The organism is Occultella aeris (assembly GCF_902703175.1).
GTDB lineage: Bacteria > Actinomycetota > Actinomycetes > Actinomycetales > Beutenbergiaceae > Occultella > Occultella aeris.
This window is the reverse complement of record NZ_CACRYJ010000006.1, coordinates 44,817-66,683: the sequence shown is the minus strand read 5'-3', so window position 1 is coordinate 66,683 and position 21,867 is coordinate 44,817. Positions and strand designations below refer to the sequence as shown.

Sequence of the window (21,867 nt, the reverse complement as noted above, 5' to 3'; positions counted from 1 at the left end):
GGGCACCTTGCCTGATGCGCCTGGCGGTCGGGGAGCGGATCAGTCGACCGCGGCCCGAAGCCCCTCTACTCGGGCTCGGCGGGACGCCGCTTCTGCGGGTAGAAGGTCTCGCCCCGGGCGAGCATCGCCACGAACTCCCCGATCTTGCGGGTCCTGGTCTCCTCGCGCTTCACGGCGCCGAGGCGGTGGATCAGCGCGAACCGGTTGCCGGACGTGAGCACCTCGAACATCGCCTGAGCCGCGGGATCGGCCGCGATCGCCTCGACCAGATCCGCCGGCACCACCGCCGTGGCGGGCCCGGCGTAGGCGGCCTCCCAGCGGCCGTCGGACTTCGCGGCCTCGACGGCGGCCCGGCCGGCCGGCTCCATCCGCCCCTCCTCCTCGAGCCGGGCCACCCGGGCGACATTCACCGCCGACCACCGGCTGCGCGAGGTGCGCGGGGTCATCCGCTGCGCTGACGTGGCCTCGTCACGCCGGGCCGCCTGCCCGTCGATCCAGCCGAAGCAGAGCGCCTCCTCGACGGCTGCGGCGTACGTCAGCGCGGTGGCGTCGCCGCCCTTCTTGCCCAGGCGCAACCAGACGCCGGGTGAGGAGTCGTGGTTGGCGGCCAGCCAGTGGCGCCAGGCCGCGGCGTCGGGCAGCAGGAGTTCGGGAAGTTCGGTGGCCATCGTGCTCGTTTCCGTGCGTTGCCGCGCCTAGCCGGCGGTGGGCCGGCGTCGTTGCTGCGCCGACTCGGGGTCGATGCCGGACTCGGCGTTCGGATCCTGCGGGTCCTGCCCGGACAAGTTGCCGAGGTCGAGGGGACTCGCGCCACCGGTGGCGGGCGCCGCGTCGAGGGCGCCGGCGATGCGCTGCTCCATCGCGTCCATGGCGACGTCGGGGAGCACGATCAGCCCCTCCAGTTCGCTCTTGGCGCGCCGGTAGGCGACTTGCCGCTCGGCGTGCGTGGCACCGTTGTCATCCGCGATCGCGATGAGTTTGCGTGCCCGCGCCAGGGACGATCGCTCGGACTCGCTGAAGTCCGAGAGCCGTCGTCGCTTCGCCTCCCGCTCGGCGACGTCGAAGGCGACCTCGAACGTGCGGACCGCCTCGCGATACTCCGCGAGCCGGGCCGGGTCCCGGAGTTCGTCGGGCTTCTTCGGGTCCTCCGGTCGGAGGAAGTCCGCGTCCCGCTTGGCCCTGTGGAAGTCCACGGTCAGCGGCTCGCGCATGTCCGACATCAGCGGGAAGTCGATCAGCTTGGCGACGTCGAGCTCGTAGTCCAACCAGCGCCGGTTCACGTCGTCATGCGCGGTGACGATCCGGTCGACGTCGCGCTGGAACACCAGGGCCGGATTCGCCCGTCCCACACCTGCCGCACCGGCCGCCGGCTGCCCACCGGCCGCCAGGCCCGCGCCGTGAGCTGCGTGTCCCCGCCCGTGCCCGCCGTGCCCGGCGACGCCGTGACCGACCTGACCCGGCGCGGCCTGACCGACCGGCCCCGGACCCACCGGCCCGACCTGTCCATGCCGGATCCGCTCCAGCTCGAGTTCCTGCTGGTAGCGCTCATGGCGGCGCTTCTCGTCCCACTTCTGGGCGCCCTTGATCCAGCCGCCCACGATGCCGGCCAACGGGAAGGCCAACCACCAGAACGAGCCGACAAAACCCCAGAACTGGTCCACCTGCTCCAGCCTACTTGTCCACAGCCACGGCCGACACGGGCCCGAGCGCAGGGATCAGGCGTTTGCCGGGGTCGGCGCGTCCAGGGCGAGCTTGACCCCGACTGCGCCGAGCAGGGTGCCCGTCACCCGACGCTGCCACGTCAGCCAGGCCGGCCGGCCGGCGAGGAACGCCGCGATAGCGCCGGCGGCGAGCACGATCGCCGTGTTCACCACGGCGCTGACCGTGATCTGCACGCCGCCCAGCACGAAGCCCTGCGCCATCGCGGCGCCGCGAGAGGGGTCCACGAACTGCGGGATCAGGGCCAGGTACATGATGGCCGCCTTCGGGTTCAGCAGGTTCGTGACCAGACCCATCCGGAACAACTTGGACCGGGAGTCCTTCGGCAGGGTCACGGTCTCGAACGGGAACCGCCCGCCCGGGCGCAGGGTCCTCCAGGCGAGGAGGAGCAGGTACGCGGCACCGACCACCTTCAGCCCGACGAACAGGCCCGGTACCAGCAGGAACACGGCAGACAGACCCACGTTGGCCATCGTCATGTAGATGACGAAGCCAGCCATGGTCCCGCCAAGGGAGATCATGCCGGCGCGCCACCCCTGCCCGATACTGCGGGAGATCAGGTAGATCATGTTCGGACCCGGCGTGAGTACCATGCCGAGTGCCACCAGGGCCATGCCGCAAACCGCTGTCGTGGTCACCACCGGGTCAGCGTAGATCGGCCGGCCCTCACGTGAAAGGAACGCCATGGTGATCTGCGCGACCTGCGCGGTCGAGTACGAGGAGCCGGCGCCCGACGTCTGCCCGATCTGCGCGGACGAGCGGCAGTGGGTGCCGGCGGACGGGCAGCACTGGACCAGTCTGGCCGAGCTCGCCGCGGCCGGGCAGCACCTCACCTGGACCGAGACCGAACCCGGCCTGGTCAGCATCGCCACCGACCCGAGGGTCGGCATCGGGCAGACGGCGCAGCTCGTGACCACGCCGCAGGGGTCGCTGCTGTGGGATCCCACCGGGTACCTGGACGCCGAGACGGTGGCGCGGGTGCGCGAGCGCGGCCCGGTCCTTGCGATCGCGGCCAGCCACCCGCACATGTTCGGGGTGCAGGTCGACTGGGCCCGGGCCCTGGACGCGCCGGTGCTCGTGAACGAGGCGGACGCGCAGTGGCTCGGCCGCCGCGACGACCGGATCGAGTTCTGGTCCGGCGAGCGTGCGATCACCGACTCGCTGACGCTGCACCAGGTCGGCGGCCACTTCGTCGGCAGCGCGGTGGCCCTCTGGGCCGACGGCGCGGACGGACGCGGTGTCCTGCTCACCGGTGACTCGGTGTTCCCGAACCCGGACCGCACCTCGATCGGGTTCCTGCGCAGCTACCCGAACAAGATCCCGCTCTCGGGCGCCGTGGTGGAGCGGCTCACGAAAGCGCTCGAGACGCTGAAGTTCGACCGGCTCATCGGCAACTTCGACAACCGGATCGACACCGACGCCCGAACCGTCCTGCGCCGCAGCGCCGACCGGCACATCGCCTGGGTGCGCGGCGACTTCGACCACCTCACCTAGCGGTCCAGCTCCACGGGTACCGGCTGGGCCCAGGTCGGCCCCCGCCGTCGCGATCTCACATCGCGGACATATCCGAGAACTGCGCAAGCGTTGGAATGAATGGCTCGACCGAGCGTTGGGACAGGCATGACAACGATCGGAATCATCGGGGCAGGCAACATCGGCAGCAACGTGGCACGGGCGGTGATCGAATCCGGCCACGACGTCGTTATCGCGAACTCCCGCGACCCGAAGACCCTGGCCGGCCTGGTCGAGGACCTGGGGCCGCGGGCGCGGGCGGGAACGGCCACCGAAGCAGCGGCGGCCGGCGAGGTCGTCGTGGTCACGGTGCCGCTGCGCGCGATCGACCAGATCCCCGTCGAACCCCTCGCGGGCAAGATCGTGCTCGACACCAACAACTACTACTACGAACGCGACGGCCACATCGAATCGCTCGACGCCGGTGAGGCGACGACCTCCGGCCTGCTCCAGCAGCACCTGCCGACGTCCAGGGTCGTCAAGGCGTTCAACCACATCCTCGCCGACGAGATCAACACCGACGGCACCCCCGCCGGCACCCCGAACCGGCGTGCGCTCGCCACCGCCGGCGATGATCCCGAAGCAGTCGAGTTCGTCACGGCGCTCTACGACCAGCTCGGCTTCGACACCGTGAACATCGGACCGCTCGACGAGTCCTGGCGCGTCGAGCGGGACCGCCCCGCCTACGTGGTGCGGCAGAACGCCGTCGAGCTCGCCGAGAACCTCACCAAGGCGAACCGGCTGCCCTGACCGCGGCGGCACGCGCCGAGCGACGCACCTCTCACAGACCCGCCGCCACGGCCGCTCCGGCACGCAACCACGCGCGCTGGGTGGCCGGGGCGAGCGAGTCGAACCGCAGCACTGACTCGACCATGGCCCGGTCGTACGGGATGGTCACCGTCTCGCGGACCCAGCCGGTGAAGCCCTGGGCGATGTCCGAGGCCGCGGGCCTGGTGTCCTTCTCCCGGGCCTGGGAGACCACCACGACGGCGCCGCGCGCGAGCTCCGCGGACCGGCCGCCGCGGGCGACGAGCTCCTCGAGCAGCAGCGCACCGGCCTCGGCGTGCTCCGGCTTGGCGATGCTGGCGACCACGAGCTGGTCGGCCTTGTCGATCATCCGCAGCCAGTTCTCGGCGGACTCGTCGTTGCCGGAGTCGACGAACACGAGCCGGTAGTAGCGGCCGGCGACGTCGTGGATCGCGTCCACGTCCGGTGCACTGATCCGGGTCTCGGAGGACAGCAGGTGCGGGTTCGAGCGGAGCACGTCGTACTTGTCCGCCGGCTGGTGGTGCACGTAGTGGGAGATGTCCCCCGCCTTCGCGCCCGGAGAGAGCAGGTTGTCCACCTCGGGCAACAGGTCGAGCACCGTGGCGTCGTGCGGACCTTGGTCGGTGCGCCAGCCGAGGGTGCCGCGGGTGACGTTGTTGTCCCAGGCGAGCGTGGCGGCCCCGGAGTTGCGCGCGAACACGGCCGCGAGCAGGGCCGTGGTGGGGGTCTTGTTCGCCCCGCCCTTGCCGTTCACGATGGCGATCGTGCGCACCCCTGGCCAGTGCTGGGAGACGGTGTTGCGGTCGGACCGCTCCGAGCGTTCTGCGGCGCTCGGGGCCGTCTTGATGCCGGCTCGGGCGAGGACGCCGCGCAACCCGGTGCTGGCGGGCGCCTCGACCTGCTCCTGGGTGAGGAACGACTCGCGCAGCTGGCGCCGGGTCAGCGCGGGCTCGCCGGTCTGCTGCGGGTACGCCACGCCCCCGTGCTGCGGCGGGTACGCCGGGCCGGCCGGCTGCGGCACGGACGCGGAGCCGCCTGACTGCGGCGGGTAGGCCTGGCCGCCGGGTTGCGGGGCGGACGGTGAGAACGACGGCATGGGCGACGGCGGCTGCGCAGGAGCAGGGAACGACGCCTGGTGGGCGGGTTGCGTCGGGTGCGAACCGGGCTGGGCCCGGTGCGGGCTCGGCGCCGGTTGCTGGGGCTGGGGACGTTGGGCCGGCTGGGTCACCGAAGCCGATTGCTGGACCAGGGCCGACTGACGCGCCGGCGGCGGCGCGAGTGGCGGCACCGGCGGGCGCACCTGCTCGGACTCGGCGGGTCGGGGCGGCGGCGCCCAGTGGTCGGGCGCCGCCGTCGGCACCTGGGGTGCTGGCGATTGCGGCGCCGGCGGCTCGGCCGATCCAGCCGGTTCTGCCTGTGCCGCCGCGCCGGCCGACTCTTCTCGCACTGCCGCGTCGGCGGGTTCTCCTTGCGCTGCCGGTGTGGCCGGCCCTGCCTGCGTTGCCGGGTCGGCGGTTCCGGCTGCTGCGGCCGGCTTCGCGACCTCTGCCGCCACCGCCGCCATGGGCGCGGACTCCTGGGCCGCCGGCGCGCCCGGGGGCCGGACCCGGGTCATCACGGTGGCGTCCAACTGCGGATCGGCGCCGGGCGCGCCAGGCTCGGGCGCCTGGTCGCGGCTCGCCCGCTCGTCGACGCTGCCGTCGGGGTGCACCGCGAGCTCGAAGCGTCCCTCCGGCTCGCTCACATGCACGAGCACGGCGCGGCCGAGGACCTCTCGGGCCCGTTGGGCGACGTAGGTGGTGACGTCCCGCCGGGCGCCGGGCAGGGATCCGCTGCGCAGGTAGTGGGGTACGCCGTCGAAGATCACCTCGGCCACGCCGTCGGGGTCGATCGTCGCCGACACCCGAGGGTGCGGCGGGACGTTGTCGAAATTCATCGGTGCTCCTCGGCGGTCGCTCTCCCCCGGTCTGCCGGGATCCGCGGTTCCGGTAGGCGGTCATTCGGCTCCCACCTTATGGACCTTCGCCTTCCAGCGCCGCACCAGCGCGCGTGAGGGTCCCCACGCCGGGCCCGTCCAGCGGCGACGATCACCGTGATGCTCGGGGCGCCCAACGCCGCGACGCGAGCCGGTGGGCCGGTTCCGGCGTCACCCTGCGGTCCGTCGCAGAGCACGGCGCCGGAGCACCCGGTAGGCCACCCCGACGGCGAGGACGCCCACCCCGATCGCGATCGTCGGCGGCGGCAGGGTGGCCACCAGCAGGACGCAGCCTCCGGCGCCGAGCCCCTGCAACCATCTCGGGTACCGGCGGTCGGCGCCGGTCTGCGTCCACGCGGACAGGTTCGCGATCAGGTAGTACAACAGCACCCCGAACGAGGAGAATCCGATCGCGTCCTTCAGGTCCACGGTGAGCACCAGGATGCCGATCACGACGGCGATCGCGACCTCCGCATGGTGGGGCACCAGGTACCGGGGGTGGACGGCGGCGAGCCACCGGGGCAGGTCGTCGCCCCGCGCCATCGCCAGCGTGGTCCGGCCGACGCCGGTGAGCAGCGCGAGCAGAGCCCCGAGCGCGGCGACGGCGGCCCCGGCCCGCACGATCGGCACCGCCGCCGACCATGGACCCGCATCGACCGCGGCGGCGAGCGGCGCGACCGAGGAGGCGACGCCGTCGGGCCCCAGTACGGTCAGCACCGCGATCGCAACGAGCGCGTACAGCCCGACGGCGACCGCGAGCGCCCCGACGATCGCACGCGGGATGGTGCGGGTCGGGTCGCGGACCTCCTCGCCGAGGGTCGCGATCCGCGCGTAGCCCGCGAACGCGAAGAACAACAGGCCAGCGGACTGGAGCACCCCGTACCAACCGGCGGACGGCGTCGCCCACCCGTCGAGATTGGCGGCGACCGGTTCGCCGGCGCCGAGCGTCGCCGCCAGGACGAGGACGAGCACGGCCAGGACCGCGACGACGATCACCCGCGCCGCCCGCATCGTCTTCGTGATGCCGCGGTAGTTCAGCGCGGCGAGGACGATCACGGTCGCGAGGGCGACCGGCCTGCGCAATGCCTCCTCCGGCGCCATGTACTCGGCGACCGCGAGCGCCATCGCGGCACAGCTCGCCGTCTTGCCGATGACGAACGCCCAGCCGGCCCCGAAGCCCCACCACGGCCCGAGCCGCTCGCGGCCGTAGACATAGGTGCCACCCGAGGTCGGGTAGACGGCGGCGAGCTGCGCCGACGAGGTCGCGTTGGCCAGGGCCACCGCCGCCGCGATGCCGAGGCCGATAAGCAGACCGGCCCCGGCGGCCTGGGCCGCCGGGGCGAACACGGTGAACACTCCGGCGCCGATCATGGACGCCAGCCCGATCATGATCGCGTCGGCAGTACCCAGCCGACGCGCCAGGGCGGGCTGCGCGCCCGCCGTGGAATCCGTACCCATCACCCAGCTCCCGACCGAGCGGGGAACGCCCGCTCCCGCCGAGCCTCGCGCCCGGTGGCCGGGGGGTCAAGCGGCAACCGGCCGCTCACCCCCTGTTCACGCGAGGTTCGCGAACAGGTCGTTCAGCACGGTGCGCTTCCGCCGAACGTGCAGTTCCAACGTTTCAAAGTTGGTTGCGCTGGGTACCGCTGGAGAGCCGGCAGCGGGCCGAGGGTGGCTACGCGGAGCGGGGTGGGCCGCTCGAGGACCGCACCTTGAGGGTCGGGCTGACCTGGACCCGGTGCACGGGCCGGCCGGGGTCGGCCATCCGCGCGGCCAGCAGGTACGCGGCCGTGCGTCCGATGGTCCGCCGCGGCGGACGGACGGCGGACAGCGCGGGCGTGGCCAGCGGCGCCACCTGGTCGTCGTAGGCGAGTACCGAGAGGTCACCGGGCACGCTCAGGCCACGCTCCGCGGCCCGCTGGACGACCCGCAGCGCCTCCGGGTCGGAGTGCACGACCAGCGCCGTCGTCCCGGTCTCCAGCACGGCGTCCACGACGGCCTCGATTCCGGCGGCGAAGCCGGGATCGGGCCGGTCCGGTACGGGCAGGTCCACCACGTCGCCGGTGTCCAGTCCGAGCCCGGTGCAGGCAGCGTGCCAACCCGCGTGGAGTTGGTCGGCGTGCGGGGAGTGCTGGCTCAGCGCCACCCCGATCCGGCGGTGACCGAGGCTGGTGAAGTGGTGCACCGCCATCGCGATGCCGCCGTGGTGGTCGGTGATCACGGACTCCACGGCGCGCCGTTCGTCGCCGACGACGGCGTTGCGCTCCATGAGCACGACCGGCACGTCGGTCTCGGCGAGCCAGGCGCGCATCAGGTCGCCGCCGGGGCCCGTCACGGTCGGGGCGAGCAGCAGCCCGTTGGCCCCGCCCTCGAGGAGACGCTGCACGTCGCCGCGCTCGTCGGCAGCCTCGTACACCGACCCGCGCAGGACCATCCGCAGGCCGTGCGCCCGGGCCTCCTCCTCCACCCCACGGGCGACGTCGGGCCAGTAGTAGTCGAGCGACGGCACGAGCATGCCGACGGTCCCGCCCACCGCGGACGCGCGCCCGGACGCGCCTCGGGGCGAGGGCACCGCCACCGCGGCGGCCTCGACCGAGGTCGCGCCACCGTGGACCCGGCGCACGAGCCCGGCCTCCGCCAGTTCGGCGACGTCGCGGCGCACGGTGACCGGCGTGACGCCGAGTTCGTGGGCGAGGTCGGTGACGCGGATCATCCCGCGTTCGGTGACCGCCGCCAGAACCTCGGCGCGGCGGGAGCCGGCTATCGGCCCGCCGGCCTGACCGACTACGTCCATGTGGAATCCCCTTCGATGCGTGAGCAGAGTAGATCACATTTCGATCACGCACCACATGCCGCTGACCTGCCGCGACGCCGCGTGTTGACATTCAACCCGACCCAATTTACTGTTTTCGATCGTAACGTACATTCGATCAGGATTCGATCCGAAGCCTGAGCATTCCGACAAGGGAGTTGTCTCCGTGACGATGCGGCCGCGCGTGCTGCTGGCGATGGACCCGGCAACCTTCGCGCTGCAGTTCGGCCCGGAGGAGCTGACCCGCCTAGCCGGACTGGCCACCCTCGGCGACCCGATCGTGGTGAGCGGCCTGGATGCCGTCGACCCGGCGCGCCTGGCCGAGACCGAGGTGCTGATCACCTCGTGGGGCTGCCCCCCGATCACCGCCGCACAGCTGAACGCCGCGCCGCGGCTGCGGACCGTGCTCCACGCCGCGGGCAGCGTCCGCAGCCTCGTGCCGCCGGACCTGCACGACCGGGGCGTGCAGGTCGCCACCGCGGCCACGATGAACGCGGTGCCGGTCGCCGAGTACACGCTCGCCGCCATCATCCTCGCCGGTAAGCGCGTCCTGCCCCTGGCCCAGGTGGGCCGCGAGCAGCCCGTGGGCTGGCAGAACTCGTTCGCGACCCGCACCCTCTCCAACCTCGGCCGCACGATCGGCATCGTCGGTTTCTCGACCATCGGGCGCAAGGTGCTCGACCTCCTCCGGGTCCTGGACACCGGCTCGGTTCTGGTCGCCGACCCGTTCGCCGATCCCGACCTGGTCCGGGCCGCCGGCGCGGAACTGCTCCCGCTGCCGGAGGTGCTCGGCCGGGCCGAGATCCTCTCGCTGCACGCGCCGCTGCTGCCCAGCACGCATCACCTGATCGGCGGCGCCGAGCTGGCGCTGCTGCCCGACGGCGCCACGCTCATCAACACCGCGCGGGGTGGCATCGTCGACTCCGCGGCGCTCCTCGCCGAGTGCGCGAGCGGCCGCCTGGACGCGATCCTCGACGTCACCGACCCCGAGCCGCTGCCCGCGGGCCATCCCCTGCTGGCGCTGCCGAATGTCACGGTCACCCCCCATCTGGCCGGCTCGCTCGGATCCGAGACGCGCCGGCTGTCCCACTTCGCCCTCGACGGACTCGCCGCCTACGTCGCGGGCGAGCCGCTGCCGGGCGCCGTGACCCCGGAGGCGAGCGAACTGAGCGCCTGAACCCACCGCCGTCGCCCATCGACGGCACCCGAGAACCAGACAAACCGAGCCCATCGGGCACAACCCTCGAGAGGGAGAACGCAATGAAGCGCACCATCATGATGAGCGCGGCGGCAGTGGCCGCCGCGACGCTGGTCCTGGCCGGCTGCAGCAGCGGCACGGACAACGATTCCGGCGGTGACGGCGAGGTCACCGGCGAGGTCACCATCACCCTGGCCGGGTGGAGCCTGAGCACCACGCCCGAGTTCCAGATCCTCGCGGACGCCTTCCACGAGCAGAACCCGAACATCACGGTCGAGGTCCTCGAGTACGACGCCACCGAGTACGACACCCAGATGATCGCGGACCTCGCCGCGGGCACCGCGCCGGACATGTACGTGCAGAAGAACCTCAAGAACTTCGTCACCTACCAGGACGGAGGCCAGCTGCTGGACGTCTCCAGCGTGGCCGCCGAACTCGGCGACGACGTCGACGGCGTCGAGGCCTACACGGTCGACGACGTCACCTACGCGATCCCCTACCGCCAGGACGCCTGGTACCTCTACTACAACAAGGACCTGTTCGACGCGGCCGGGGTCGCCCACCCGGACGGCTCGTGGACCTGGGACGACTACGCCACGGCCGCCGAGGACCTCGCGGCCGGGCTGAGCGCAGCCGGCAGCGACGCCACCGGCACCTACCAGCACGGCTGGCAGTCGGTGGTGCAGGGCTTCGCGAACGCCCAGGCCGACGGCGCCGACCTGCTCTCGGGCGAGTGGGAGTACCTGGTGCCCTACTACGAGCGTGCGGTCGCGCTCCAGGACGCCGGTGCGCAGGTGGACTTCGGCACGCTGACCACCAACTCACTGACCTACCAGTCGCAGTTCGGCACGCAGCTGGCCGCGATGATGCCGATGGGCTCCTGGTACGTCGCGACTCTGCTCGCGCAGCAGGCGTCGGGCGAGGCGGACACGTTCAACTGGGGCTTCGCCCCGGCCCCGCAGCTCGACGACTCCACGGCCGACGAGCCGGTCACGTTCGCCGACCCGACCGGCATCGGCATCAACCCCGCCGTCGACGACAACGTGGCCGCGGCCGCGATGGAGTTCCTGACGTTCGTGGGCAGCGAGGAGGCGGCGTCCGCGCTGGCCGAGATCGGCATCACGCCCGCGATCACCAACGACGCCGTCGCCGAGACCTTCTTCGGCATCGAGGGCGTGCCCACCGACGAACTCTCCCAGTTCACGTTCGCCAACCACGACGTGCGCCCGGAGAACCCGGTGGACGCCAACACCGTCGTCCTGCAGAACATCCTCGGCGACGCCCACACCGCGATCATGTCCGGGAGCGTCTCCCCGGCGGACGGCATCGCCGAGGCGATGGACCGCGCCGCAGCCGAGCTCGGCTGACCCGACCCGCACCCCGGCCCGGTGCCGCCCGCACGGGCGGCACCGGGCCCGAAACCGATGAGGAGAACCCCATGGCGACCACCGTCGCGCCGGCGCCCACGCGGGTACCGCGGCAGCGCCCACCGGGCAGCCGCCTGAAACTCCGGAACACTTTCATCGGCTGGACGTTCATCCTGCCGAACTTCATCGGCTTCGCCGTGCTCACGCTGGTGCCGGTGGTGATCCTGTTCTACATGGCGTTCACGTCCTGGAACGTCTTCGGCGCCGCGGACTGGGTCGGTCTGGAGAACTTCCGGGATCTCATCTCCGACCGCACCTTCCACACCGCGCTGCTCAACACCGGCTACTACGCGCTCCTGCACATCCCGCTGACGCTCGCGGTGTCCCTCGGCCTGGCCCTGCTGCTGAACACCAAGCTGCGAGGCGTCGCGTTCTTCCGCACGGTCGCGTTCTTCCCTTACATCACCTCGATCGTGGCGATCGCGGTGGTCTGGAACATGCTGTTCTCGCCCGAGTCCGGGCCGGTCAACCAGTTCCTGATGGCGCTCGGTATCGACAACCCGCCCGGCTGGACCACCTCGACCACCTGGGCCATGCCCGCCGTCGCGCTGGTCAGCACCTGGCGGGACATGGGCTACTACATGCTGCTGTTCCTCGCCGGACTGCAGGCGATTCCGGGTGAGCTCTACGAGGCGGCCCGGGTGGACGGCGCGAACAAGATCCAGCGGTTCTGGAACGTGACGATCCCGAGCCTGCGGCCGACGACGTTCTTCGTCACCGTGATGCTCACGATCGGCAGCTTCAAGGTCTTCGACCTGATCCTGGTGATGACCGACGGCGGGCCCGGCACCGCCACCCTGGTCCTGTCCCAGTACATCTACCGCAAGGGCTTCGAGGAGCAGCAGTTCGGCTACGCGTCCGCCGTGGCGATCGTCCTGTTCCTGATCTGCATCACCGTGACCGTGGTGCAGTTCCTCGTCAACAAGCGGAGGAATGCCTGATGGCCACGCTCACCCTCGACCGCCCGACGGCGGCGACGCCACGTCCCGAGCGGGACGCACGCAAGAGGCGCAGCGTCCTCGGAACGATCGTGCTGTACGTGGTTCTGATCGCCGCGGCCGCGGTGATCATGCTGCCGTTCTTCTGGATGGTCACGTCCTCACTGAAGACGAACAACCAGGTCTTCACGGTCCCGATCCAGTGGTTCCCGGACCCGGTCGTCTGGAGCAACTACGTCGACATCTGGGCCAAGTCGGACATGAGCACCTGGCTGCGGAACACGCTGATCCTGTCCGTGGCCGTGACGTTCCTGCAGGTGTTCACCGGGAGCTTCGCCGCGTACGGCTTCTCGAAGATGCGCTTCCCCGGCCGGGACGTGCTGTTCCTGGCCTACATCGGCACGATCGCGGTGCCGTGGCAGGCGTACATGATCCCGCAGTTCATCCTGATGTCGAAGTTCGGCCTCTCGAACACGCTCTGGGCGATCATCGCGCTGCAGGCGTTCGGCGCCTTCGGGGTGTTCCTGATGAAGCAGTACTACGACTCGATCCCGGAGGAGCTCTCCGAGGCGGCCCGCATCGACGGCCTGTCCGAGTACTCGATCTGGCGCCGGATCGTGCTGCCGCTCTCCGGTCCCGCGGTGGCCACGCTGACCCTGCTCACGTTCGTGAACACCTGGAACGACTACCTCGGGCCGCTGATCTACCTGCGCGACCGGGACCTGTGGACGATCCAGATCGGCCTCAAGACGTTCGTGTCCCAGTACAACGCCGAGTACGCGCTGATCATGACGGGGTCGGTGCTGTCCGTGCTGCCGATCGCGATCATCTTCATGCTCGGGCAGCGGTACTTCGTGCAGGGCATCGCCACTGCCGGGCTGAAGGGCTGAGGACAATGGCTCACCCGACCCGCCCGGGCCACAGGCCACGGCTCCCTCGCCTCTCGGCGGACACCTGGGAGACGGTCTTCGGAGTCGCCTACCTGGTCGCGATGACGAACCTGATGCTCGTCCTCGGCGCCCTGCCGCTGGTGCTCCTGCTGATCACCACGGATCCGGTCTCCTCCTGGCCGGCGCTCGCGGTCGCGGGCGTGGCGGCAACCCCCGCGGTCACGGCGGCGTTCGCCGTCTTCCGCGCGAACACCCTGGCCCGTGACGCGGGCGTGGTCCGTACGTTCTGGCGGGCCTGGGCGCGGCACCTGCGGCGCTCGCTCGCCGTCGGAACGCTGCTGATCTCGACGGCGGTGGTGCTCGCGGTGGACGTCGTCGCCGTCAGCGGTACGCGCCCCGGCGCCGTGCTCACTCCGCTCCTGGTGGTGCTGTTCGTGCTCGCCCTGATCACCGCACTGATCGCGCTGGTGGCGAGCGTGGAGCGGCCGGACGCGCGCCTGCGCGACGTGCTGAAGGCGAGTCTGTACCTGGGCGTGCGCCGCTGGTACCTCACGATCGTCTCGCTGATCACGCTTGGCCTGCTCGCCGGGCTCTTCAGCTTGCACCCCGCCCTCGCACTCGGGCTGGCCGCGACCCCGTTGCTGTACGCAGCCTGGGCGAACTCCCGGTACACCCTCGGCCCCGTCCTGCCGCGCGGCGCCAGCGTCGCGGTCTGAGGCGGGTCCGCGGGCCGCAGCCTCCCGCTGGGCCCGGGGTACGAGGTCGGCGCTGCGAGCCAGTCGGATGGCCCGTGCCATTGTGCTCGACGCCGGCTCACAGGGGCTCAGTTTCCGGGACGGCGCCATGGCGTAGTCCTACACTGCCTCTGTGCCATTGCCGCCTCAGAGCGCCCCGCCCCGGACCAACCGGGGACGCGCGGCCGGACCCGAGAACCGGCGCGCGCTGATCGCAGCGGCACGGGAGATCTACGCCGACGACGGCCCGGACGCGCCGTTCAGCGCGGTCGCCAAGCGTGCCGGAGTGGGTCAGGGCAGCCTGTACCGGCACTTCCCGGACCGGACCGCGCTCGCCATCGCGGTCTATGAGGAGAATCTCGCCGACCTGGAGGCGTATGCGCGGGCGGGGCGGATCACGCTCGACGACCTGTTCACCCGGGCAATCACCCAGGCCGCCAGTTCGATGGGTTTCATCGCGCTCATCGAGAGCGACCGGCACGATCCCCGGGTCGAGGCGCTCGGGGCGCGCTTCCTGGAGGTCGTCGAGCGTCTGCTCGAGCGGGAACAGGCCGCAGGGCGCTTGGGCGAGCACGTCGAACCGAAGGACATCACGATCTCGACCGGCATGCTGGCCACCGAGATCTCCCGAACGGATCCGGATCAGCGCGACGCGGTCGCGAGTCGCATCCTGACGATCCTGCACAACGCGTTCGCGCCCGGGGCGGGTCGGCCCAAACCCTGACGCCGGGAGTGACCGAGGGGCCCGACCGATTCCGACCCGTCAGCGTGTGCCGTCGACATGCTGCGCGATCACGGTCATCAGAGCCTGCTGGACCCGCATGGACCCCTCCCAGTCGAACGGTATGAGGATGCTGTGATCGGCGCCGTCGACGGTCTCCATACCGGCGCGTGTCGTCAGGGTGGCCGCGGGTGCCCACATCGGATCGAGGGTGCCACCGATCGCCAGGTGGCTCGACCCCGCACGCGCCAGGGCATCATGCACGGCGGGGTCGGTGAGGACCGGGGTCAGCCAGACCCCAGGAACACCCTCACGGATCGACCACGGGAGCGCGTGGCTTCCCAGCGACTTGGCGACGACGAGGTCCGGGGATCCGAATGCCGCAGTGACAACGTCGATCTCCGCCTCGACCTGGCGCCGAGGTTCCGCCGCAGCGGACAGCTCGGGCGGCCACTCCACCGCGATCACCCGCCACCCTCGTTGCAGCAGCAACTCGGCGCACCAGTACAGCAGCGGACCCTGGACGGAGTAGAGACCACCAGGGAGCAGGACGGCAGTCGGAGCGTCGGCATCGCCCGGCGGCTCCCAGTCGAAGTGCCCCATCTGTCGAACCTAGGCTTGTCGCTCCTCGCGTTCAAGAACCAGCCGGCATCGGCGGGGGTCAACGCATGACGAGAGGTTCGCCCCGAGGGCAGCACCCTCGCCGTCCCCGGACCGCGGCCCTCGATGTGCCACCGGGACGCACGATCTGCCGTCCATGATCCTGCTCACGCTGTCGTGGTCGGCGTCCCCTGGCCGCCGGCTCGCGGCTCGTCGATCACGCCGAGCGCGACCAGTCCGCGCCGCGCGTCATCCAGCCCTTTCCGGTTACCTCCCGGCTCGGTGAGCCCGGTCCGGTCGGAGGCCGCCAGCCGCTGCGCGAAGTAGGCCGCCTGCACCGCCTGGCGGTACCGGCGCATGGCGTCGAGGTGGATCAGGTCCACCCCGGTGCGATCGGAGTAGGCACCCAGGAAGGCATCAGCCCGGTGCGGCCCGCCGAGGTACATGACGGCGGAGGCCACGTCGTAGAGCACCGGCCCGTCGGTCGCGCCGGTCCAGTCGATGAGCGCCGGCAGGCCGCCGTCGAGCAGGAAGGCCTCGGGCGCCGGGTCGGTGTGGAGCGTCGCCCAGGGTTGCGGCGCGAGCGTTTCGTACTCGGCCAGGACCTGCCCGACGGCGGTGCGAACCCAGGGTTCCACGTCCAGTTGGGGTCCGTGCCAGAGTGCCTCGGGCAGGAACCCACCCCGGCGCCGGCCGAGCGTGGTGGCCCCGTGCACGGCGGCGAGAGTCCTGGCCATCAGCTCCTGCTGCACCGCTGTGGCACCGTCGAGCGGAGTGCCGTCGACCTCCGTCAGCAGGCTGACCCAGCCGCCGTGGATCGGGGCCACCACTGCGCCCGCGACGGTCGGCACCGGTGGCCCGGTCGGGACACCGGTCGCGCGTTGCACGTGGAGCGCCCGCTCGCCGCCGGTCCGGAGCGCGGCACCGAGGCCGTCCGGCACCCACTTGGCCACATATCGCCCCGCGCTCCCCCGGACGCGCGCGGTCGCCGAGTTCATCCCCCCGCCGAGCGGCCCGACGATCGCGTCACCGAGCTGCGGCCAGTGCTGCGGCAACACCTGACCGAGCGCGGCCGCAAGCTCGTCGTCCGTGAGCGCGTCCATCGTCCTCGGAACGTACGTCACGCCCGCGGTCGCCGGCGAGCGGATAGGTCGGGCGGCGAGGGCCGGTCTCCGCCGCCCCCGGTCGGGTCGGCGGTACCGGTCGGTCCAGGCCGGCCGGGCTCACGGGTCAGACCCACCCGGACCGCGCCGAGGAGGAGCTTCAGGCCGCCACCGAGCAGGGCCATTCCGGCGAGCATCTGGATCATGGCGATGATGCGCGCCTCCTTGGCGACGGGCGCGATGTCACCGAATCCGACCGTCGCGAATGTCGTCACGGTGAAGTAGAGCGCATCGGTGCGGTCGAGGGTCTCGGTGAACGCGGCCGCGTCACTGCGGGACAGACCGACGTACACAGCCGCGAACAGCACGAGGAAGAACGGGACCGCCGTCGCGAGCGCCTCGATCGCACGCAGCCTCGGCCGTTTCGAGCGCACGATGGCCCGGACCTGCCAGGAGAGCATCCCAGCCAGCGCGGTGAGCCCCAGCGCGAGCGCGAACAGCGTGCCCACCGAGGTCCCGTCGAGTGGCAGTGCGTAGTAGACGACCAGCACCGCGACTGCCGACAGTGCCGGCCGTAGCAGCGCCCACCGGCTCCGGGCCCGCAGGTCCGCGCCATCCCGGCCCCCGACGTCAGGTGGACGCCTGCGCATGCGTGTCGCTACTCATCTCGGGTGCCCGACGGCTCAGCAGCTCCAGGAGCACAAGTAGCAACCCGGCCACGATCGCGACCCAGAGGATGAGGGCCGGTGTCGGGCTGCCGGCGAGCAGGATCACCAGTGCCGCGATGATGACGACGACCGCGCGCAGGACACCCTTGTGCCGACCGAGCCAGAGCCCGACGGGTCCGGTCGAGACGCCACGGCCCTCGGCGAACCCGCGGGCTCCGTCGAGACCACGGCCCAGGCCCGCTCGCAGCGCCCGTGCGGACTTGCTCGACCCGGCCAGATAGGCGGCGATCGCGACGACGATGCCGAGCACGCCGACGGTGCGCAGCGTGACCCGGAGGAAGGACACGACCTGGTCGAACACGACCTCGGCCGCGTCCAGCCGCAGCACGACGCCACTGAGGGCGTCGAGGTACAGCCCACGCGCGATGGTGAGCGCGAGCCCGAGCACGAGCATCGAGGCCGCCAGCGCGAGCCCGGCCACGACCAGGGTACGCATCTTCCTGTTCGCCACCAGGACGCCGGCCGCCAGCAGGATCAGCACGATCCAGGGCAGCCACATCCCGAGCGCGACGACCTGCGCGTACCGGTTCTGGACCTCGACCAGCTGTGAGGTCTGCATGACCGTGAACGACGCGTTCACCTGCGGGATGCTCGCCGCGATGCCGAGGCCCGCCTCGACCAGCCGCTCCTTGACGAGCTCGATCATCGGCCCCAGCTGGATCGAGAGCTGCCCGTCGTCGCCGATCTGCAGGAGTGCACCGTCGGCACCCTGCATGACGGCGACCATCTGCTCGTGAGCCGTCCGGTTGGCCTGCTCCCAGACCGCCTCGAACTGATCGCTCTGAACGACTCTGTCGGCCGCCTCCCGGACGAAGTTCTGGACTCCGCTCGTCAGCGGCGCCTCGAGGGCGCCGAGAGCAGCGGACGCACGCGGCGCGATGCCGTTATCGTCCATGGCCGTGGAGATCTCGTCGAGGAGCGCACCCACGTCGATCTGCTCCATGACCAGACCGGTCAACCTGCCGGAGAGTGCGGACTGCAGCACCGGGTCGGCGGCGAGCGGGGCGACCGTGGCGACGTACCGGTCCGTGTCCGTGAGCGTCCGCTCCGCCCAGGCGGCGATGACCGCGACGGGTGCCAGCACGGCACCCAGCGCGATGAGCACGACGGCACCCGCGGCGCGTAATCGCCCGGGCGCACGAGAGCCCCTCGGCGCGTCCGTGGTGGCGGCGGGCAGCGCGGCCGCCGCCTCGAGGCGCTGCCGCAGGGCCGCGTTCTCGGCCTCCAGGGCCCGGAGGCGCTCAGCCAGCGCCGCCGGGTCGGCATCCGGAGCTGCCCCGGTGGCAGCCGAACGTTCGTGGTCGGTGTCCATCCGTGCCCTCTTCCTCGAACTCGGCGCGGCCGGCGGGTGAGCGCCTGCTGGCGTCGACCCAGCGATTCGGCGGTTCCTACAGGTAGGACGTTAGCTCCGACGGCCCCGAGGAGCCCCACCCATTGTGGGTGAGGAAACCGATCGACACCTGGGACTTGACAACCTACAACCATCTGGTTGTAAGTTGTCACTGTGACCGGAACCGAAGACCAGGACGAGGACAGGGCCGATGCCATGTTCCACGCGCTGGCCGACCGCACCCGGCGGGACATCCTGCGCCGGGTGCTGGCCGGGGAGCACTCGGTCACGACCCTTGCGGCGAAGTACGACATGAGTTTCGCCGCGGTACAGAAGCACGTCGCCGTACTGGAGCGGGCCGGCTTGATCAGCAAGCGGCGCGCGGGCCGGGAGGCCCTCGCCAGTGGCGACGTGGAGGCGGTCCGGTCGGTGGGCTCGATGCTCACCGAACTCGAATCCCTCTGGCGCGGGCGGATCGCCCGCATCGATGAACTGATCGCACAACCCACAGCTACCGAGAGGAACCAGTGACATGCCTGTCACCGACGTCAAGCACGACATGAACGACCTGACCCTGACCATCGTGGCCGAGTTCGCCGCCCCCGTCTCCCGCGTCTGGGACGTGTACGCCGACCCGCGCCAGCTCGAGCGCGTGTTCGGACCGCCCACGTTCCCGGCCACGTTCGTGGACCACTCGCTCACCCCGGGCAGCAGGTCGACGTACTACATGACCAGCCCGGAGGGTGAGAAGCACGCGGGGATCTGGGACATCAAGACGGTGACGGAGCCGTCCGGCTTCACCTTCGAGGACGCATTCTCGGATGCGGACTTCAACGTGACCGCCGACCTGCCGGTGAGCCAGAACTCCTACGCCTTCACGGCCACGGACGGCGGGACCCGGGCCACGTACGTCTCCACCTACGCCACCGCGGAGGCGTTGCAGCAGGTACTCGACATGGGGGTGGTCGAGGGCGCGACCTCCGCCATCAACCAGATCGACGACCTGCTCGCTGCCTGAGACCCCGAGGGCCGGACCGGTCGGCGCGCGCCGGCCGGTCGCCTCGTGCGTCGACGAGCGACGTGGCCGTGGTGGTCCGGCACGAAACGGGCCGCAAAGTCGCTACGCGCACCGCGCTACCGCCCTATCTTTGACGGGTGAGCCACGTGCCAGGCACGGCGTCGCTGAATGGGGGGCTCGAACGCCTGCTCCATGAAGCCAAGTTCGACGTGCCGCGCCGGCCGGTGGCGGCGGTCAGCCGGTCCGAACTGATCGATGCCGCCATCGGGAGCGGTCGCGGCATCGTGGGCGTGACCGCGCCCGCGGGCTATGGCAAGTCCACCTTGCTGGCCGAGTGGGCGCACCGGGACCGGCGGTCTGTGGCATGGGTCTCCCTCGACAACTCGGACGACGATCCGCTCAGCCTCCTCTTCATCCTGGCCTCCGCGTTCACCACGCTGGACGGTGCTCCCCCGGGCCTGGTCCATGACATGATCGGAGCCGGTCCATCCCTGCTCGGGCGCGCCGCACCGCGTCTGGCCTCCGCCTTGGCGCATAGCGGGAAGCCGTTCCTCCTCATCCTGGACGATCTGCACGAGATCCGGACCACGGCGTGCCACGACGTGCTGGACCTGGTGATCGACGCCGTCCCGCCCGGATCGCAGGTCGTCACCGCCAGCAGGTCCGAACAGCCCCATCTGCCGAGGCTCCGCGCCGAGGCCAGGACGGTGGAGATCTTGGCCCGCGACCTCGCCCTTGACGTCGCGGGCGCGGGGCAGATCTTCGCGACCTCGCGGGTGAAGGTATCCCCGGAGGTGCTGGAGTCCGTCACCGAGCGGACCGAGGGGTGGCCGGTCGGGATCTACCTCGCGTCTCTGATCGCACGGCATGACGGCGACGGCGACAGCGCCGCCATGGTGTCGGGTGACGACCCGTTCGTCGCCGACTACCTGCAGCGCGAGGCCTATCTGCGGCTCCCGGCCGATACCCGGCGGTTCCTGCGTCGGACGGCCGTGCTCGAGCACCTCTCCGCGCCGCTGTGCGACGCCGTGCTCGGCAGGCATGACGCGCAACGGATGCTGCGGCACTTCGAGGGCTCCAGTCTGTTCCTGGTCCCGCTCGACCGGCATCGTGAGTGGTTCCGGTACCACGCCCTCTTCCACGAGTTCCTGCTCGGTGAGCTCATGACCGCCGAACCCGAGCTCAGCGACGTCCTCAGGCTCCGCGCGGCCGACTGGTACGAGGCCAACGGTCTCCCCCGGCGCGCGGTGGAGGTCCTACTGCCCACCCCGCACCGGGACCGCTGCGTGCGGCTCGTGACGCGCATCGTCACGTCGCAGTTCGAGTCCGGCAGGATCGCGACGCTCGAACGGTGGCTCGGCGCACTCGGCACCGTGGCCATCTCGGACTATCCACCGCTTGCCGTGCTCGCCGGATACGTGGCGCTCTACCAGGGGCACGCCGCCGAGGCCGAGCGGTGGGGGGCGGTTGTGGACGGCGCGACGTTCGACGGCGAGATCATCGACGGATCCGCCTCCTTCGCCTCTGCCCGGGCGATGTACCGCGCCATCCGGTGCCCGCACGGCCCCGAGCAGATGCGCGCGGACGCCCGGCTCGCGATCGACAGCGAGCCACCGCTGAGCGTATGGCGCGACACCGCGTTCGCGCTCGGTGGTGAGGCCGCACTGCTGGTCGGCGACGTCGCCGCCGCCACCGACCTCTTCACGTCCGCCATCGCCGCGGCCGAGGACGTGGGCAACGCCGACGCCCTGGTGCTGAGCGAAGCCAGGCTCGCGCAACTGGCCATGGACGCCGGCCGGTGGGAGGACGCCCGCGCGCGAGTCGCCCATGCCGTCCACGAGATCGCCGCGCACCGGACGGATGACTACCCGACCAGCATCACGGCGTTCGCTGCCGCGGCGCGGCTCGCGGTCCACGACGGCGACACGACGACCGCACGACGCGAACTGACGCGCGGTATGCGCGCCAGAGCGTTCAGCACCTACGCGTTCCCGACCGTCGCGGTGCGAGCCCGGTTGAATCTTGCCCGCACGAGCTGGGCCCTCGGGGACAATGTCGCCGTGCGACATCTGCTGCGCGAGATCGACGACGTGCTGCTGCGTCGGCCGGATCTGGGAACCCTCGGCGACGAGGTCAACCGGTTCCGCCAGGACTTCGAACCAGAGTCTCGCGGCGCCGTGTCAGGAGGCCGGATCCCACCGCTCTCCCCGGCCGAGCTTCGTGTATTGCCCTACCTGCAGACGTATCTGACGATCCGCGAGATCGCGGAGCGGCTGTTCATCTCCCGGAACACGGCCAGTACCGAGATCGGGTCGATCTACCGCAAGCTCGGCGTCTCCTCCCGCGGCGACGCCGTGCGCCAGGCGATCGCCCGGGGACTGCTCGGCGCATGAC

The 21,867-nt window shown here is 71.3% G+C and carries 21 protein-coding genes; 11 read left to right on the top strand and 10 right to left on the bottom strand.

Annotated elements, in window-relative coordinates:
- Positions 1 to 65: 65 nt before the first annotated feature.
- Genes HALOF300_RS01630 through HALOF300_RS01620 form a run of 3 tightly spaced genes read right to left on the bottom strand, consistent with a single transcriptional unit; the run spans position 66 to position 2,360 of the window.
- The gene (locus tag HALOF300_RS01630) at positions 66 to 668 is read right to left on the bottom strand and encodes a YdeI/OmpD-associated family protein (RefSeq protein ID WP_156738909.1); all 603 of its coding nucleotides are present in this window, start codon (positions 666 to 668) and stop codon (positions 66 to 68) included.
- A gap of 27 nt (positions 669 to 695) precedes the next feature.
- Positions 696 to 1,661: a hypothetical protein gene (locus HALOF300_RS01625; RefSeq protein ID WP_156738908.1), complete on the bottom strand. Its 966-nt coding sequence runs from the start codon at positions 1,659 to 1,661 to the stop codon at positions 696 to 698.
- Positions 1,662 to 1,715: 54 nt separating this feature from the next.
- Positions 1,716 to 2,360, bottom strand: coding sequence for a LysE family translocator (locus HALOF300_RS01620; RefSeq protein ID WP_156738907.1), 645 nt, complete (start codon positions 2,358 to 2,360; stop codon positions 1,716 to 1,718).
- Between the two features lie 43 nt (positions 2,361 to 2,403).
- Between HALOF300_RS01620 and HALOF300_RS01615 the strand changes: the two genes are divergently transcribed.
- Together HALOF300_RS01615 and HALOF300_RS01610 are read left to right on the top strand one after the other, a co-directional pair.
- On the top strand, positions 2,404 to 3,213 hold the full coding sequence (locus HALOF300_RS01615; RefSeq protein ID WP_156738906.1) for an MBL fold metallo-hydrolase: 810 nt from the start codon (positions 2,404 to 2,406) through the stop codon (positions 3,211 to 3,213).
- Between the two features lie 126 nt (positions 3,214 to 3,339).
- Entirely contained in the window at positions 3,340 to 3,981 is a 642-nt protein-coding gene (locus HALOF300_RS01610; RefSeq protein ID WP_156738905.1) for an NADPH-dependent F420 reductase, read from the top strand.
- A gap of 31 nt (positions 3,982 to 4,012) precedes the next feature.
- Here the strand turns inward: HALOF300_RS01610 and HALOF300_RS01605 are convergent, their stop codons facing one another.
- From HALOF300_RS01605 to HALOF300_RS01595, 3 genes are all read right to left on the bottom strand, one after another.
- The gene (locus HALOF300_RS01605) at positions 4,013 to 5,935 is read right to left on the bottom strand and encodes a hypothetical protein (RefSeq protein WP_156738904.1); all 1,923 of its coding nucleotides are present in this window, start codon (positions 5,933 to 5,935) and stop codon (positions 4,013 to 4,015) included.
- 210 nt (positions 5,936 to 6,145) lie between these two features.
- On the bottom strand, positions 6,146 to 7,432 hold the full coding sequence (locus HALOF300_RS01600) for an APC family permease (protein ID WP_156738903.1): 1,287 nt from the start codon (positions 7,430 to 7,432) through the stop codon (positions 6,146 to 6,148).
- 217 nt (positions 7,433 to 7,649) lie between these two features.
- Positions 7,650 to 8,768 carry a LacI family DNA-binding transcriptional regulator gene (locus tag HALOF300_RS01595; protein WP_156738902.1) on the bottom strand — a complete coding sequence of 373 codons (1,119 nt, stop codon included), beginning with the start codon at positions 8,766 to 8,768 and terminating at the stop codon, positions 7,650 to 7,652.
- 190 nt (positions 8,769 to 8,958) lie between these two features.
- Here HALOF300_RS01595 and HALOF300_RS01590 point away from each other — a divergent pair, with 190 nt between their 5' ends.
- The 6 genes from HALOF300_RS01590 (at position 8,959) to HALOF300_RS01565 (ending at position 14,697) form a co-directional block, all read left to right on the top strand.
- Entirely contained in the window at positions 8,959 to 9,963 is a 1,005-nt protein-coding gene (locus tag HALOF300_RS01590; RefSeq protein WP_231954971.1) for a hydroxyacid dehydrogenase, read from the top strand.
- A gap of 83 nt (positions 9,964 to 10,046) precedes the next feature.
- Positions 10,047 to 11,351, top strand: a complete 1,305-nt coding sequence (locus HALOF300_RS01585; protein ID WP_156738901.1) for an ABC transporter substrate-binding protein — start codon at positions 10,047 to 10,049, stop codon at positions 11,349 to 11,351.
- Positions 11,352 to 11,422: 71 nt separating this feature from the next.
- Positions 11,423 to 12,352 (top strand): carbohydrate ABC transporter permease, encoded by a 930-nt coding sequence (locus HALOF300_RS01580; protein WP_156738900.1) that lies wholly within the window; start codon positions 11,423 to 11,425, stop codon positions 12,350 to 12,352.
- Positions 12,352 to 13,239 carry a carbohydrate ABC transporter permease gene (locus tag HALOF300_RS01575; protein WP_156738899.1) on the top strand — a complete coding sequence of 296 codons (888 nt, stop codon included), beginning with the start codon at positions 12,352 to 12,354 and terminating at the stop codon, positions 13,237 to 13,239. Before HALOF300_RS01580 ends, HALOF300_RS01575 begins: the two co-directional genes overlap by 1 nt.
- A 5-nt stretch (positions 13,240 to 13,244) precedes the next feature.
- Entirely contained in the window at positions 13,245 to 13,955 is a 711-nt protein-coding gene (locus tag HALOF300_RS01570; protein ID WP_156738898.1) for a DUF624 domain-containing protein, read from the top strand.
- A gap of 151 nt (positions 13,956 to 14,106) precedes the next feature.
- Positions 14,107 to 14,697 (top strand): TetR/AcrR family transcriptional regulator, encoded by a 591-nt coding sequence (locus tag HALOF300_RS01565; RefSeq protein WP_156738897.1) that lies wholly within the window; start codon positions 14,107 to 14,109, stop codon positions 14,695 to 14,697.
- Positions 14,698 to 14,736: 39 nt separating this feature from the next.
- Here the strand turns inward: HALOF300_RS01565 and HALOF300_RS01560 are convergent, their stop codons facing one another.
- The 4 genes from HALOF300_RS01560 to HALOF300_RS01545 form a co-directional block, all read right to left on the bottom strand.
- Positions 14,737 to 15,297: a hypothetical protein gene (locus HALOF300_RS01560; RefSeq protein ID WP_156738896.1), complete on the bottom strand. Its 561-nt coding sequence runs from the start codon at positions 15,295 to 15,297 to the stop codon at positions 14,737 to 14,739.
- A gap of 164 nt (positions 15,298 to 15,461) precedes the next feature.
- On the bottom strand, positions 15,462 to 16,397 hold the full coding sequence (locus tag HALOF300_RS01555; RefSeq protein ID WP_156738895.1) for a phosphotransferase enzyme family protein: 936 nt from the start codon (positions 16,395 to 16,397) through the stop codon (positions 15,462 to 15,464).
- 17 nt (positions 16,398 to 16,414) lie between these two features.
- Positions 16,415 to 17,047 carry a potassium channel family protein gene (locus tag HALOF300_RS01550; RefSeq protein ID WP_156738894.1) on the bottom strand — a complete coding sequence of 211 codons (633 nt, stop codon included), beginning with the start codon at positions 17,045 to 17,047 and terminating at the stop codon, positions 16,415 to 16,417.
- Positions 17,028 to 18,437, bottom strand: coding sequence for a hypothetical protein (locus HALOF300_RS01545; protein ID WP_156738893.1), 1,410 nt, complete (start codon positions 18,435 to 18,437; stop codon positions 17,028 to 17,030). The genes HALOF300_RS01550 and HALOF300_RS01545 overlap by 20 nt, the downstream gene beginning before the upstream one ends.
- Before the next feature lie 234 nt (positions 18,438 to 18,671).
- Here HALOF300_RS01545 and HALOF300_RS01540 point away from each other — a divergent pair, with 234 nt between their 5' ends.
- The 3 genes from HALOF300_RS01540 (at position 18,672) to HALOF300_RS01530 (ending at position 21,866) form a co-directional block, all read left to right on the top strand.
- A complete protein-coding gene (locus HALOF300_RS01540) occupies positions 18,672 to 18,986 on the top strand; it encodes an ArsR/SmtB family transcription factor (RefSeq protein ID WP_156739065.1) in 315 nt (104 codons plus the stop codon).
- A 1-nt stretch (position 18,987) separates the two neighbouring features.
- Positions 18,988 to 19,473, top strand: a complete 486-nt coding sequence (locus HALOF300_RS01535; RefSeq protein ID WP_156738892.1) for an SRPBCC family protein — start codon at positions 18,988 to 18,990, stop codon at positions 19,471 to 19,473.
- A gap of 137 nt (positions 19,474 to 19,610) precedes the next feature.
- Entirely contained in the window at positions 19,611 to 21,866 is a 2,256-nt protein-coding gene (locus HALOF300_RS01530) for a LuxR C-terminal-related transcriptional regulator (RefSeq protein ID WP_156738891.1), read from the top strand.
- The last annotated feature ends 1 nt before the right edge of the window (position 21,867 follow it).